This window comes from Blastococcus tunisiensis, assembly GCF_900112815.1.
Lineage (GTDB): Bacteria > Actinomycetota > Actinomycetes > Mycobacteriales > Geodermatophilaceae > Blastococcus_B > Blastococcus_B tunisiensis.
The window spans coordinates 171,641-184,930 of record NZ_FOND01000002.1 but is presented as its reverse complement, the minus strand read 5'-3'; the positions used below and the strand labels follow the sequence as shown (position 1 = coordinate 184,930).

Genomic DNA, 13,290 nt, shown 5'->3' with positions numbered 1-13,290 from the left:
AGGCGTGGCCACGGAGCCGCGGAGCGGAAGGTGGGCCGCCTCGCGAGGGTCGCGCTGGGAGGCGTGGCCGGAGGCTCCCCGAGCAGCGCGACGAAGGTGCTCAGCGCAAGCCGGAACGGCTCCTGGCCGCGGTGTCGTCCGGAGGACGACGTCAGGCATAGACCTCGGGCTTGAGGGTGGCGATGTAGGGCAGGTCACGGTAGCGCTCGGCGTAGTCGAGGCCGTAGCCGATGACGAACTCGTTGGGGATGTCGAACCCGATGTACTTGACCGGGACCTCGACCTTCACCGCATCCGGCTTGCGCAGCAGTGCGCACACCTCGAGGGAGGCCGGCTGGCGGCCGCCGAGGTTCTTCAGCAGCCAGGAGAGGGTGAGCCCGGAGTCGATGATGTCTTCGAGGACCAGCACGTGCTTGCCGGTGATGTCGCGGTCGAGGTCCTTGAGGATGCGGACCACGCCGGAGGAGCTGGTGGCCGAGCCGTAGGAGGAGACGGCCATGAACTCCATCTGCGTGGGCAGCTGGAGGGCCCGCGCGAAGTCGCTCATGAACAGCACCGCGCCCTTGAGGACGCCGACGAGGAGCACTTCCTTGCCGGCGTAGTCGATGGCGACCTGCGTGGCCAGCTCGGTGATCTTGTCGCGGATCTGCTCCTCGGAGAGCAGCACGTGGTCGATGTCCGGGCCGTAGCCGTGGTCGGGGCCCAGCGGTCCGGACGGGGTCGCAGACTCGATCACGCGCGGGTCTCCTCGGGGTCTGTCGGGGCATCGTGCGGTCCCGGGCGGAGGGCCGCGGGCAGCAGGACCAGCCTGCCAGACGTCCGGACGACGCCCGCGCCGCCCGGTAGGTCGACCCGGCCCTGCCCGCGCCACCGGACCAGGAGCGCGTCGACGGCGACCAGGTGGGCCGCCTGCAGGTCGGGCACGCCGGCCGAACGCAGCCAGCCGCGCAGGACCCGTCGCCGCAGGGCCGTCGGCAGGGCTGCCACCTCGGGGGCCGGGAGGCCGCCCGCGCCGGCCAGCCGGGCGAGGTGGCCGCCGGCCAGCTCGTCGAGCGCGTCCAGGTCCTCGCGCAGCAGGGCCGCCGTGCGGGCCAGTGCCTCGGCCACCCCGCCGCCCAGGACGTCCTCCAGCAACGGCAGCACCTCGGCGCGCAGCCGCGCCCGGGTGTAGGCCGGGTCGGCGTTCCACGGGTCGTCCCACACCGGCAGCCCCTGCGCGGCGCAGGCCTCGCGGGTGGTGGCCCGCCGGACGGCGAGCAGCGGGCGCCACCAGCAGACGCCGCGGTCCTCGCGCTGCGGCACCATCCCGGCCACCGACCGGGGCCCGGACCCCCGCCCCAGCCCGAGCAGCACCGTCTCGGCCTGGTCGTCCATCGTGTGCCCCAGGGCCACGCGGGCCCCGTGCTCGCCCGCCGCCCGGGCGAGGGCGGCGTACCGGGCGGTGCGGGCCGCGCCCTCCGGGCCGCCCTCCTCACCGACGTGCGCGGGGACCACCAGCACGGGGTCCAGACCGAGCTCGCGCAGGAGCGCGGCGGTCCGGCCGGCCCGCTCGGCCGACCCCGGCTGGAGCCCGTGGTCGACGGTGACCCCACCGACGCGCACCCCGGCGCTCCGGGCCTCGAACGCGAGCGCGGCGGCCAGGGCCACGGAGTCGGCGCCGCCGCTGCAGGCCGCCAGCACCGGCTGCGGGGAGCCGCGCAGCGCCGGACGGACCGCGGCGCGCACCGCCGCGACCGCCCGGGGAGGGCCGGTCATGTCGCGCGCCGCCGGGGTCAGGCGGGGATGGCCGGGCGGCCGTGCACCCGCTCGACCCAGCGCTCGGGGGCGGTGAGCTCCTCGATCCGCGGCAGGTTCTCCGGCCCCTCCCACACGCGGTTGAAGCCCTCCATGCCGACCAGGTCGATGACCCCGCCCACGAACACCCGGCCCTCGGCGTACTGCTTCATCTTCTGCTCCAGCCCCAGCAGCCGGCGCAGCACCCGGTCCAGCGGCCCCCGCCCCTTGCGGCGCTGGGCGAACCGCTTGCGCAACGTCACCACCGACGGGACGACGTCCGGGCCGACGCCGTCCATGACGTACTCCGCGTGGCCCTCGACCAGGCTCATCACCGCGGTGACCCGGTCCAGGACGGCGCGCTGCTCGGGGTCGCGCACCAGCGCCATCAGCCCCTCGGAGTCGCCGTCGGTGCCGCGGACGGCGTCGGTGACGCTGCGCAGCACGTCCTGCAGCCGCTCGCGGAGGACGTCGGCGGTGAGGTCGGTGGCCTCCACGAACCGGGCGATCTCGGCCTCGAGGTGCCCCTGCAGCCAGGGCACGCCGGTGAACTGCAGCTGGTGGGTGACCTCGTGCAGGCAGACCCACAACCGGAAGTCGGCCGGGTCGACGCCGAGCTTGCGCTCCGTGGCGACGATGTTGGGCGCCACCAGGAGCAGCCGGCCGCCGCTGCCGAACACCTCGTACTGGCCCAGCACCCGGGAGGACAGGAAGGCCAGCAGGCCGCCGGCCTGGACACCGGTGGCCCGCGAGCCGATGGCGGTGGCGATCGGGCCCGGCCGGGAGTCCTGCCGGGCGGTGAGCGCCTCGACGAGGGGGTCGAGCAGCGCAGCCATGCCGCGGGTGTTGGCGTCGACCCAGCCCGGCCGGTCAACGACCACGACCTCGGGCACCGGCCCGCCGGCGACGGCCCGCAGGCCGGTCAGCTGCTCGACGTGGTCCACGGCCACGGCGGCCGCCTCGTGCAGGTCGCGGACGACGCCGGTGGCCTCCTCGCGGGTGGTCGAGGGTCCCGCGCTCATCAGCGTGCGGGCCGTGCGTCCGGCGAGGTCCCAGTCGACCATCGAGGAGGCGCTGCTCATCGCCTCACGGTACGCGTTGGAGGACCTCGTCCTCCCCACCCTCCACGAGCTCAGGGCGGGCCCGTGGACGAGGGCGCTCCCTCACGTCACGAACAGCCGCACCCGGCCAGTGCGGCCGCGACGTCGTCCAGCGCCGCCTCCGCGGCGGCCTCGCCGGTCGAGCCGTCGGCGAGGACGGCGAACGCCAGCAGCCGGCCGTCGGCGGTGACCACCGTGCCGGCGAGGGCGTGCACGCCCAGCAGCGTGCCGGTCTTCGCCCGGACGGTGCCCGGCGCCGCGCCGGCGTCCCCCCGGTCGAAGAGGGTGCCGTCGTACCCGGCCACCGGGAGACCGGACAGCAGCGCGGTCGCGTCGTCGAGAGTGCCGTCGGCCGCGGCGGTGAGGACGGCGGTGAGCACGCCGGCCGGGATCCGGTTGGTCTGCGCCAGTCCGCTGCCGTCGGCCAGCGCGACGCCGGTGACGTCGATCCCCGCATCGGCCAGGACCTGGGTCACCGCCTGCGCCGCGCCCTCGAAGGTCGCCGGCTGGTCGTTGGCGATCGCGACGTGCCGGGCCAGCGCCTCGGCCAGCATGTTGTCCGACATCGACAGCATCTGCTCGACCAGCCGCCCGATCGGTGCCGACTCCACGGTCGCCAGGGTCTGCGTCCCCGGCGGCGCCTCGCCCAGGACGACGGCGGCGCGGGGGGCGCCCAGCGCGTCGGCGAGCGCCGAGCCGGCGTCGATGCCGGGCTGCCCGCTGCGCGCCACGGCGCCCGGGCTGACGCGGGCGCCGTCCACGGCGGTGGCCGTCACGGGCGCGGCATAGGTGGACGGCGCGTCCCCGGCACCCCACCCGGCCGCGGTGAGGGGACCGCTGAACAGCGAGCTGTCGACGACGACGCGGGTGATCGGGGTGCCGGCCGGCACCGCGGCGACCACCTGGGCGGCGAGGTCGGCGACGGTGGGGGCACCGGGATAGCTCTGGGAGGGCGCGGTGCGCGAGAGCGTCGGGTCGCCGCCACCGACCAGCACGACCTCGCCGGACGTGGACCCGGCGACGACCGTCGTCGTCAGGGTGTCGGTGGGGTCGAAGGAGGACAGCACCGCGGCGGCCGTGAGCAGCTTGGTGGTGGACGCGGGGACGGCGGGGTCGTCGGCGTCCAGGTCCAGCAGGACCTGGCCGGTCGCCGCGTCGACGACGGCGGCGGAGACCCCGGTGCCGAGGCCGGCCGCGGTCAGCAGCGGGGTGAGCCGGCTGCTGAGCACGGCGGGGTCGGGTACCGGCGCGTCCGTGCCCAGGGAGGCCAGGACGGGGGCGGCCTCCCCGAGGTCGGGGAGCTCGGCGTCGGGGACGGCCACCGCCTCGGCGCCGTCGTCCCCGCCGCCACCGTCGACCAGCAGACCGATGCCGACACCGCCGCCGATGAGCAGCAGGACGAGGCCGATGACGCCCATCGCGAGGCGCCGACGGAAGCGCCCGGTCTTCGCTGTGACGATCGTCGAACCGCTCGACGCGATGGTGCCCACCCCCCAAAAGGTGACCTCCGCGAAACGCGCGGGGTCACCGTGGGCCAGACTATGCGCGTGCAGTTCGACGTGACGGTAGAAATCCCGAAGGGCCAGCGGAACAAGTACGAGCTGGACCATGCCACCGGACGCATCCGCTTGGACCGGATGCTGTTCACCTCAACCCGCTACCCGGCGGACTACGGGTACATCGAGAACACCCTCGGCCAGGACGGCGACCCGCTCGACGCCCTGGTGCTGCTCGAGGAGCCGACCTTCCCCGGGTGCCTGATCACCTGCCGGGCGATCGGCATGTTCCGCATGACCGACGAGGCGGGCGGGGACGACAAGGTCCTCACCGTGCCGGCGACCGATCCGCGGATGTCGCACCTCATGGACATCACCGACGTGTCGGAGTTCGACCGCCTGGAGATCCAGCACTTCTTCGAGACCTACAAGGACCTCGAGCCCGGCAAGTCGGTCGAGGGCGCCGAGTGGGTCGGCCGCGAGGAGGCCGAGAAGGAGATCCTGGCCTCGCTCGAGCGCGCCAAGGACGGCGACGCCCACCACTGACGAAGGACCCGCAGGGGTGCGTGCCCCAGCGCACCGACGGCGGCCCACCTCTCGCGGGAGGTGGGCCGCCGTCGGCGTTCCCGGCCCGGGAACGACTCAGCGGGCCCGTCCTGGTGGACGAACCCGCTGGGAGGAGGAGAGCCGCCTGTCGGAATCGAACCGACGACCTTCTCATTACGAGTGAGATGCTCTACCGACTGAGCTAAGGCGGCGGACTGCCCGGACAGCCTACGACACCGCGGGCACCGGGCCGCGCAGGGCCACCCCGCTCAGGCGGGCAGCCGGAGGGCCACGGTGAGCGCCTCCAGGGCGATCCGCGGCTTCACGTTCTGCTCCAGGGCCAGCCGGCAGTCCAGGACGGCGTCGATGCGGCGCAGCGCCCCCTCCGCCCCGATCCGGCGGCCCAGCTCGGCCGCATCGGCCCGGCGGTCCGGGTGCAGCAGCTGCGGCGGGTCCTCCGGGGCTGCGTCGAGCACGAGGGCGTCCCGGTAGAGCCCCGCCAGGTCCACCAGCGCCCGGTCCAGGGAGTCGCGCCCCAGCCGGGTGGCCCGCGACTTCTGCCGCTTCTCCAGCTCCTTGAGCTGGCCCGCCCCGCGGCTGGCCGCGGCCACGCCCGGCCCGCGGGCACCCACCCCCAGGCTGGCCTTGACCGCCTCGGTCTCCGCCCCGTCGAGGGCGGCCGAGGCCTCGTCGGCCTCCTCCTGCGCCGCACCGACCAGGTCGTCGGCGGCGTCGAGGCAGGCGGCGAGGGAGACCAGCTTGAGCGGCACGTCGAGCACGGCCTTGCGGGCCAACCGCGCGTCCTCGTCGCGGGCCAGCCGGCGGGCCCGGCCGACGTGTCCCGCCGCCGCGGCGGCCGACCAGGCCGCCAGCGCCGGGTCGACGCCGTCCCGCTGGACCAGCACCTCGGCGACCGCCTCGACGGGCGGGGTCCGCAGGCCGACGACGCGGCACCGCGACCGGATGGTCACCGGCACGTCGTCGGGGTGCAGGCTCGGCGCGCACAGCAGGAAGACGGTGCGCGCCGGGGGTTCCTCGAGCATCTTCAGGACGGTGTTGGAGGCCTGCTCGGTCATCCGGTCCGCATCCTCGACGAGGACCACCTGCCACCGCCCCTGCGAGGGGGCACGGCCGGCGACCCGGACGATCTCGCGGACCTCGGCGACCCCGATCGACAGCCCTTCGGGCACGACGGTCTGCACGTCGGCGTGGGTGCCGGCCAGCACCGTCCGGCAGGCGTGGCAGGTGCCGTCACCGCCGTCGGGGCACTGCAGGGCGGCGGCGAAGGCACGGGCGGCCACCGACCGGCCGGACCCGGGCGGGCCGGTGAACAGCCAGGCGTGGGTCATCGCCGCCGGGGCGGCGACCGCCGCACGCAGCTCCGCGACGACCGCCTCCTGGCCGATGACCTGCGACCACACGCCGCCGGCGGCGGTCACGGGTGCAGCTGGGGCGTCGCCCCGGTCTGGGCGTGCGGCCGGTGCCCCTCGGACGCGGAAGGCCGGGTGCCCGCCGTGGGAGCGGGGCCGCCGTGCGGCCCGTCGCTGTGCGCCAGCTGCTGCAGCGGCAGGCCCGAGAGCAGCTCGGCCACCCGCACCCGGATCGCGGCGGCGATCTCGTCGGGGGCCAGCCGGGCGTCGAGCACCAGGTAGCGGTCGGGCGCGGACTCGGCGAGCACCCGGAAGGTCCGGCGGACCCGCTGGTGGAACTCCAGCGACTCCGACTCCAGCCGGTCGGCCACGGCCCGGCCACGGGCACGGGCCAGCCCCACCTCGGGCGGGAGGTCGAGCAGGATGGTGAGGTCGGGCTCCAGGCCGTCGGTAGCCCAGCGGGAGAGCATGCGGACGTCGTCCAGCGGGATCGTGCGCCCCGCGCCCTGGTAGGCCAGCGAGCTGTCCACGAACCGGTCGGTGATGACCACCTCACCGGCGTCGAGCGCCGGCCGCAGGACGTCGTTCACGTGCTGGGCGCGGTCGGCGGCGTAGAGCAGCGCCTCGGAGCGGGAGCTGATCCCGACGTGGGCCTTGTCCAGGACGATGGCCCGGATGCCGGCGCCCGACGGCGTCGCCCCCGGCTCGAAGGTGGCCCGGGCGACCAGCCCCTCGTTGGTCAGCCACTCCTGCAGCCGGCGCACCTGGGTGGACTTCCCCGCGCCCTCCCCGCCCTCGAAGGCGATGAGGACCCCGCCGCCGGCCAGCCGCCGCCGCGCCGTGGTGTCGCGCCGCAACGCGGTGACGACGTCGGCGAGCAGCGGGACCGGGCGCCCGTCGTCCATCTGCCGGTAGGCCAGCACCCCGACGCCCAGCGCCAGCAGTCCCGCGACGAACAGCGCCAGGCGCTCGCCGGCCACCGTCAGGTCGGTGACGCCGAGATCGACGGTGCGCCGGCCGAAGGCGCCCACCAGGAACGGGGTGACCGCGAGGCTGAGGATCAGTGCAGTCCGCACCAGCGAGTTGACCAGCGCGAAGGTCCGCCCCCGCACCGAGTCCTCGACCTCCGATCCCAGCAGGGTGAACCCGGCCAGGTAGGCGATCCCGGCGAAGAACCCCATGAGGACGACGAGCAGCAACGCGATCCAGAGCGCGATGCTCCAGGCCAGCAGCGCCACGGCCGCACCGGCCCCCACGATGGCGACCCCGAAGAGCCGCTGGCGGGAGAGGTCGCGGGCCACGCTCGGGCCGACCGCGATACCGATGCCCAGGCCCACGAACACCGCGCCGAACAACATGCCGTAGGCGGCCGATCCGGCGCTCAGCGAACGGGCGAATGCCTGCGCCGTCGCGATGACGACCCCGGCGGCCATGAACGCGCCGGTGATGCCGATGACCAGCCCCCGGACCAGCGGGGTGTGCCCGGCGAAGGAGAAGCCGCTGCGCAGCGAGCCGAGGAAGCTCTCGCCGTCGACGGACGGGCCCGTCCGGCGACCGCTGATCGAGGGCAGGTTCCAGATGATCACCGCGGCGACCAGGTAGGTCAGCGCGTTGAGGTAGAGCGCCAGATCGACCTCGTCGAGCCCCGGCACCGCCCGGCTCAGCGGACGGCCGACGACGGCGAGCACGGCGAAGAGGACCCCCGCCAGCACCGGCGTCAGCCCGTAGGTCGTGATCAGCGACAGCTGGTTGGCCGATTCCAGCTGGTCCTTGCGCACCATGTTCGGCACCGCGGCGTCCTTGGCCGGGATGAAGAAGAGGCTGACCGCCTCGATGACGAACTGGGCGATGAACAGCCAGACGATCTCGTTCACGATCGGGATCGACGCGAACAGCAGGAAGCGGATGACGTGGGTGACCACCATCGTCTTGCGCCGGTCGAACCGGTCGGCGAAGGCGCCGGCCAGCGGGCCGAGCACGATCGCGGGCAGCAGCCGGAACAGCAGCACCCCGCCCAGCGCGAAGCTCTTCGCCGCCTCGTCGTCGAACAGCGAGGTGGCGGTGGCCGTGATGGCCAGCAGCCCCAGCCAGTCGCCGAAGCTCGACAGCGACGTCGAGTACCACAGCCGCCGGAAGTCGCGGATCCGGAGGACGGCGCGCAGCTTGCTGCCCAGCCCGACCGCACCGAGGTTCTCCTCGGAGCCCTCCCCGTCGTCGTGCCCCTCCGCCCCCCGGCCGCGGGCGAGGTCGGTCAGCGGCATCGGGGCGTCCGGTGGCACCGGCGTGCCCGCCGGCGGCAGGCCGTCGTCCGGCGGGCTCGTCGCCTCGACCGGCTGCGCCTCGTCGGGCGGAGGAGCCGAGGACGTCGGGTCGGGGGGAATCGGTGCTCCCGGGTCGGAGGAGGGGTGCGCGAGCTGTCCCTGGGCGGCATCACGTTACCGGTGCGGCCCGACGAATCCGGCCAGTCAGCGCTCGGAGGGGTGAGGCGACTGCGGGAACGGAACTGCCGGGGAACTACGGTCGGTACCGGCGGCAACGGCTGGGGAGACGGCAGGCGACGACATGGCGACGCACGGGTGGGACCCGGCCGGGTACCTCCGCTACGCCGGGGAGCGGGCCCGCCCCTTCGCCGATCTGATGGCCCGCGTCCCCGCCGAGCGCCCCGCGGTCGTGGTGGACCTCGGCTGCGGCGAGGGCAGGCTCACCACGGAGCTGGCGCGGCGCTGGCCGGCGGCGCGGGTCACCGGTGTCGACTCGTCGCCGGAGATGCTGGCCGCGGCGGCCGCCGATCCCGGCCCCGTCGAGTTCGTGCTCGGGGACGTGCGTGACTGGGCACCGCCGGGTCCCGTGGACGTCCTGGTCAGCAACGCCGTGCTGCACTGGGTGCCCGGCCACGAGGCGCTGCTCCCGCGGTGGGCCGGGTGGCTGCGGCCGGGCGGCTGGCTCGCCGTCCAGGTGCCCGGGAACTTCCGCGCCCCGACGCACGCGCTGCTGGCCGGGCTCTGCCGGTCCCCCCGGTGGGCGGACCGGCTGGCGGACGCCGCGCCGCGGCCCGATGCCGTCCTGGAGCCGGCCGGCTACCTGGAGATCCTGACGGCGGCCGGGCTGGCCGCCGACGTCTGGGAGACGACGTACCTGCACCTGCTCCCCGGGCCCGACCCGGTTCTCGCGTGGGTGCGGGGCACGACGCTCCTGCCGGTGCTCGCCCGCCTGCCCGCCAGCGACGTCCCCCGTTTCACGGCCGAGTACGCCGCGGCCCTGCGGGAGGCCTACCCGGCCCGCTCCGACGGCACCGTCGCGCTGCCCTTCCGGCGGGTGTTCGCCGTCGGCCACCGGGCGCCCTGACTCACCGGGGAGCGAGCCGGTAGGCGTGCGTCACGTAGCGGAGCTCCAGCACGGGCCGGCCCCGGGTGCCGGGGTGACCGTCCAGCAGCCGGCGCACCCGGGAGAGGAACTGCTCGCGCCGGGCGGCGTCCATGACGGCCACGTAGCTGCGCGTGGCGATTCCCCCCACCACGTCCTCCGGCGCCACCCGCTGCACGATGCCGGACTCGGTCATCCCCACCTCGGCGTCGAGCTCGGCGACGAAGGCGTCGACGACGCGCTGGTCCGCCTCGTGACCCCGGGCCTCGTCGTCGATGACCTCCTCGAGCGCGGCGATCCACGGCACGCGCACGTCGCGGGTGTTCCAGACCAGCCCCAGCACCCCGCCGGGGCGCAGCACCCGCCTGATCTCCCGGGCCGCCGGGGCGGGGTCGAACCAGTGCGCGGCCTGCCCGGCGACGACGGCGTCGACGCAGCGGTCGGCGACCGGCAGCGACTCGGCGGTGCCCACGGCCGTGCCCACGCGCGGGAGCCGGGCGGTCAGCTCCCCCAGCATCTCCCGGGACGGGTCGACCGCGACCACCTCGTGGCCGGCGGCCAGCACGACCTCGCTGAGCAGGCCGGTGCTCGCCCCCACGTCCAGCACCCGCGCCGGACGGGCGGTGCCGGCCAGGAGGGACCCGACCGCGTCGGCGGGGTAGCTCGGGCGGAGCGCCGCGTACCCGGCGGCGACCGATCCGAACGACCGCCCCCGCGTCCGCATGGCGTCCGGCCCGCCGGTCACCGCGTCAGCCGGCGGTGACCGGGTCGGCCGCCTTCTTCGCCGCCGCCTTCTTCGCCGGGGCCTTCTTGGCCGCCGTCTTCTTGGCGCCGGTCTTCTTGGCGGCCTTCTTCTTGGTCACCGGACCACGGGCACGGCGGTCGGCGAGGAGCTCGGCGGCCCGCTCGATGGTGATCGTCTCGACGTCGTCACCCTTGCGCAGGCTGGCGTTGGTCTCGCCGTCGGTGACGTAGGGGCCGAACCGGCCCTCGCGGACGGTGACCTGCCCCTCGGTGACCGGATCGGGGCCCAGTTCCTTCAGCGGGGCCTTCGCCGCGGCCCGGCCGCGCTGCTTGGGCTGGGCGAAGACCGCCAGCGCCTCGTCGAGGGTGATCGTGAACAGCTTCTCCTCGCCGTCGAGCGAGCGGGAGTCGGTGCCCTTCTTGATGTAGGGCCCGTAGCGGCCGTTGAGCGCCTGGATCTCCTCGCCGTCCGGGGCGGTGCCCACGGTGCGGGGCAGCGTGAGGAGCTTCAGCGCCTCCTCGAAGGTCAGCGTCTCCGGCGACATCGAGGCGAAGAGGCTGGCCGTGCGCGGCGCGTCCTTGCTGCCCTCGGGGACGACGGTGGTCACGTACGGGCCGTAGCGGCCGGCCTTCACGACGACGGGGTGCCCGGACTCCGGGTCGGTGCCGAGCTCCCGGTCGCCCGAGGGCGCCTCGAGCAGCTCCCGCACCTTCTCGGTGGTGAGCTCGTCGGGTGCCAGGTCCTCGGGGATGCTGACCCGGGCGCCGTCGTCGCCCCCGGCCTGCAGGTAGGGGCCGTACCGGCCGACGCGGGCCACGACCGACGCGCCGTCGGCGCTGGTGGCCCGCAGCGGGATGGAGTTCACCCCGCGGGCGTCGATCTCCTCCAGCCGCTGGCCGACGATCTGCTTGAGCCCGCCGGACTCGGCGATGCCACCGTTGGCCCGGCCCGCCCCGCCGAAGTAGAACTCGGTCAGCCAGTCGACCCGCTGCAGGCTGCCGCCGGCGATCTGGTCGAGCTCCTCCTCCAGCGAGGCGGTGAACTGGTAGTCGACCAGCTGGGCGAAGTGCTGCTCCAGCAGGTTCACCACGGCGAACGCGATGAACGAGGGAACGAGCGCGTTGCCCTTCTTCCACACGTAGCCGCGGTCCTGGATGGTCTGCATGATCGAGGCGAACGTCGACGGGCGGCCGATGCCGAGCTCCTCCAGCCGGGCCACCAGGCTCGGCTCGGTGTAGCGCGACGGCGGGCTCGTGGTGTGCCCCTTCGCGTCCAGCTGCTGCGTGTCCAGTTGCTGGCCGCGCTCCAGGCGCGGCAGCCGGCGCTCGGCGTCGTCGCTGCCGGCGTCATCGTCACCGGTCGCCGTCGACTCCTCGCGGGACTCGACGTAGGCCTTGAGGAAGCCCGGGAAGGTGATGGTGCGGCCGCTGGCGGTGAACTCCACGGCCTCGTCGGTGGCGCTGCGCCCCGCCAGCCGGATGCTCACCGTCTGCCCGACGGCGTCGGCCATCTGCGAGGCCACGGTCCGCTGCCAGACGAGCTCGTAGAGGCGGAACTCGTCGCGCGCCAGCTCCGGCGCCAGCTGTCCGGGGGTCCGGAAATTGTCGCCGGCGGGACGGATGGCCTCGTGCGCCTCCTGGGCGCCCTTGGCCTTGCTCTTGTACCGGCGGGCCTCGGCCGGGACGTAGGCGTCGCCGTACAGCTCCCGCGCCTGCTGCCGGGCGGCGTTGATCGCCTCCTGCGACAGGTTCGTGGAGTCGGTGCGCATGTAGGTGATGTGGCCGTTCTCGTACAGCCGCTGGGCCACCCGCATGGTCTGCGCCGAGGACCAGCCGAGCTTGCGACCGGCGTCCATCTGCAGCGTCGAGGTGGTGAACGGGGCGTACGGACGGCGCCGGTAGGGCTTCTCGTCGACCCGGCTCACCGCGACCTGGCGGCCCTCGAGCCGAGCCGCCAGCCCGCGGGCACCGGCTTCGTCGAGGTGCACGACGTCGCCGCCGACCCGGCCGGTGGCCGGGTCGAAGTCCTTGCCGGTGGCCACGCGGCTGTCGTCGACGCTGACCAGCTTCGCCCGGACCGTCGTCGGCTCGCCCTCGTCGGTGGCCGAGCCGGGCCGCGGGACGGCGAAGGTGCCCTCCAGCGACCAGTAGTCGGCGGCGTGGAAGGCCATCCGCTCGCGTTCGCGCTCCACGACGATGCGGGTGGCGACTGACTGCACCCGGCCGGCCGACAGCTTCGGCAGGACCTTCTTCCAGAGGACGGGCGAGACCTCGTAGCCGTAGAGCCGGTCGAGGATGCGCCGGGTCTCCTGGGCGTCGACCAGGGCGGTGTCCAGCTCCCGCGGGTTGGCCACCGCGCGGGCGATGGCCTCGGGGGTGATCTCGTGGAACACCATCCGGTGCACGGGGACCCGGGGCTTGAGGGTGTCGACCAGGTGCCAGGCGATCGCCTCGCCCTCGCGGTCCTCGTCTGTCGCGAGGTAGACCTCGCTGGCCTCCTTGACCAGCTGCCTGAGCCGGCTGACCTGCTGCTTGCGATCGGGGCTGACCACGTACAGCGGCTCGAAGGAGTTGTCGACGTCCACGCCGAGCCGGGCCCACGCGGCGCCCTTGTGCTCGGCCGGGACGTCGGCGGCGTTGCGGGGCAGGTCGCGGATGTGCCCGACGCTGGCCTCGACCACGTAGTCGCTGCCCAGGTAGCCGGCGATCTTGTTGGCCTTGGTGGGCGACTCCACGATGACCAGCGGCTTGCCCCCGGACGCGGCGGTGCGCCGGCGCGCGGGCGGCTTCGTCGCGCCGTCGGCCGCGACGGTGCTCTCGCTTCCGGTCTGGCTGGTCTTCGTGGGCACGGTGCTCCTGTCGGTGGTACTGCGGTGGTGCCCGGGAACCGGGTGCTCC

Annotated in this window: 10 protein-coding genes and 1 tRNA gene; 2 read left to right on the top strand and 9 right to left on the bottom strand. The window is 74.7% G+C overall.

The features are described from left to right. Nucleotides 1-151: 151 nt before the first annotated feature. From hpt to dacB, 4 genes are all read right to left on the bottom strand, one after another. Nucleotides 152-736, bottom strand: a complete 585-nt coding sequence (gene hpt / locus BM142_RS03360) for a hypoxanthine phosphoribosyltransferase (RefSeq protein WP_175527075.1) — start codon at nt 734-736, stop codon at nt 152-154. Next, the gene (tilS, locus tag BM142_RS03355) at nt 733-1,755 is read right to left on the bottom strand and encodes a tRNA lysidine(34) synthetase TilS (protein WP_092195361.1); all 1,023 of its coding nucleotides are present in this window, start codon (nt 1,753-1,755) and stop codon (nt 733-735) included. The genes hpt and tilS overlap by 4 nt, the downstream gene beginning before the upstream one ends. Before the next feature lie 17 nt (nt 1,756-1,772). Next, on the bottom strand, nt 1,773-2,855 hold the full coding sequence (locus tag BM142_RS03350; protein ID WP_092195360.1) for a zinc-dependent metalloprotease: 1,083 nt from the start codon (nt 2,853-2,855) through the stop codon (nt 1,773-1,775). A gap of 86 nt (nt 2,856-2,941) precedes the next feature. Then, entirely contained in the window at nt 2,942-4,363 is a 1,422-nt protein-coding gene (dacB, locus tag BM142_RS03345; protein ID WP_092195359.1) for a D-alanyl-D-alanine carboxypeptidase/D-alanyl-D-alanine endopeptidase, read from the bottom strand. 51 nt (nt 4,364-4,414) lie between these two features. On the opposite strand from dacB, the gene BM142_RS03340 reads away from it, so the two are divergent. Further along, entirely contained in the window at nt 4,415-4,915 is a 501-nt protein-coding gene (locus BM142_RS03340) for an inorganic diphosphatase (RefSeq protein ID WP_305764359.1), read from the top strand. Between the two features lie 139 nt (nt 4,916-5,054). On the opposite strand, the gene BM142_RS03335 is transcribed toward BM142_RS03340, so the two are convergent. From BM142_RS03335 to tmk, 3 genes are all read right to left on the bottom strand, one after another. Then, nucleotides 5,055-5,127: transfer RNA gene (locus BM142_RS03335), tRNA-Thr, on the bottom strand. A gap of 57 nt (nt 5,128-5,184) precedes the next feature. Next, nucleotides 5,185-6,354, bottom strand: coding sequence for a DNA polymerase III subunit delta' (locus BM142_RS03330; RefSeq protein WP_092195358.1), 1,170 nt, complete (start codon nt 6,352-6,354; stop codon nt 5,185-5,187). Further along, the gene (gene tmk / locus BM142_RS03325; RefSeq protein WP_092195357.1) at nt 6,351-8,546 is read right to left on the bottom strand and encodes a dTMP kinase; all 2,196 of its coding nucleotides are present in this window, start codon (nt 8,544-8,546) and stop codon (nt 6,351-6,353) included. Before tmk ends, BM142_RS03330 begins: the two co-directional genes overlap by 4 nt. A gap of 301 nt (nt 8,547-8,847) precedes the next feature. Between tmk and BM142_RS03320 the strand changes: the two genes are divergently transcribed. Further along, the gene (locus BM142_RS03320; RefSeq protein WP_092195356.1) at nt 8,848-9,630 is read left to right on the top strand and encodes a trans-aconitate 2-methyltransferase; all 783 of its coding nucleotides are present in this window, start codon (nt 8,848-8,850) and stop codon (nt 9,628-9,630) included. Between the two features lies 1 nt (nt 9,631). Here the strand turns inward: BM142_RS03320 and BM142_RS03315 are convergent, their stop codons facing one another. Beyond that, a complete protein-coding gene (locus BM142_RS03315; protein WP_254790505.1) occupies nt 9,632-10,393 on the bottom strand; it encodes a class I SAM-dependent methyltransferase in 762 nt (253 codons plus the stop codon). A 4-nt stretch (nt 10,394-10,397) separates the two neighbouring features. Beyond that, nucleotides 10,398-13,241: a type I DNA topoisomerase gene (topA, locus tag BM142_RS03310; RefSeq protein WP_092195355.1), complete on the bottom strand. Its 2,844-nt coding sequence runs from the start codon at nt 13,239-13,241 to the stop codon at nt 10,398-10,400. Between the last annotated feature and the right edge of the window lie 49 nt (nt 13,242-13,290).

Excerpts from the sequence above, each read along its gene's own strand:
- BM142_RS03350 (WP_092195360.1), bottom strand. The coding sequence starts at position 2,855 with ATGAGCAGCGCCTCCTCGATGGTCGACTGGGACCTCGCCGGACGCACG.
- tmk (WP_092195357.1), bottom strand. The coding sequence starts at position 8,546 with ATGCCGCTGACCGACCTCGCCCGCGGCCGGGGGGCGGAGGGGCACGAC.
- BM142_RS03320 (WP_092195356.1), top strand. The coding sequence starts at position 8,848 with ATGGCGACGCACGGGTGGGACCCGGCCGGGTACCTCCGCTACGCCGGG.
- BM142_RS03340 (WP_305764359.1), top strand. The coding sequence starts at position 4,415 with ATGCGCGTGCAGTTCGACGTGACGGTAGAAATCCCGAAGGGCCAGCGG.
- tilS (WP_092195361.1), bottom strand. The coding sequence starts at position 1,755 with ATGACCGGCCCTCCCCGGGCGGTCGCGGCGGTGCGCGCCGCGGTCCGT.